Raw genomic sequence first — 536 nt, 5'->3', positions numbered from 1 at the left:
GGTTGTTCAATAGTGATGGTGATTTGACCATGGGCAAATTGCGCTGGCGTATGACCATCTTCTACTGTGTAAGTCAGCTTATCGATACCAAACTTACCCGGATTCGGAGTGTAATTAAGGGTGCTACCTGATATCTCTGCACGGCCTAGCTCGGCCCCCTTAATCGCAGTAAGGAGTAATATTTTACCGTCTTCATCCGTCGCATCGGTTGATACATGTGCACGCCAATCAATACTGGTTGCCGCACTACCTGCTTCTACCGTAACGGCGAAATCTTTAGCGGTGACCGTGCGGTCTGCATCAGGGTTAACACCTATAATGATAACCCCTTGAGTGCTTAGCTCACCATCACTTACGGTGTAAGTTAATGTCTCTGTGCCCAATAAACCATTAGGCGTATAAGTCACTGTTTTGCCACTTAGCTTAGCGGTAGCTGGAAGTGTCGCGCCTTGTAAGTTCGTCACCTTCAATCTGCTATTTGCGGTTTCTGTATCTGAAATATAGTTATCCAAATTAACCGAAACAGGTTCATCATG

At 45.9% G+C, this 536-nt stretch carries 1 protein-coding gene; it reads right to left on the bottom strand.

Features of this window, described 5'->3' with window-relative positions; genetic code table 11:
- Positions 1–536, bottom strand: a 536-nt coding sequence (locus tag L2748_RS24335; RefSeq protein WP_248957850.1) for an Ig-like domain-containing protein, incomplete at both ends; no start/stop codon positions are given.

Origin of the sequence: Shewanella sairae, from assembly GCF_023283535.1 — a bacterium.
In the GTDB taxonomy this organism is placed as follows: domain Bacteria; phylum Pseudomonadota; class Gammaproteobacteria; order Enterobacterales; family Shewanellaceae; genus Shewanella; species Shewanella sairae.
This window is presented reverse-complemented; position numbering and strand designations above follow the sequence as displayed.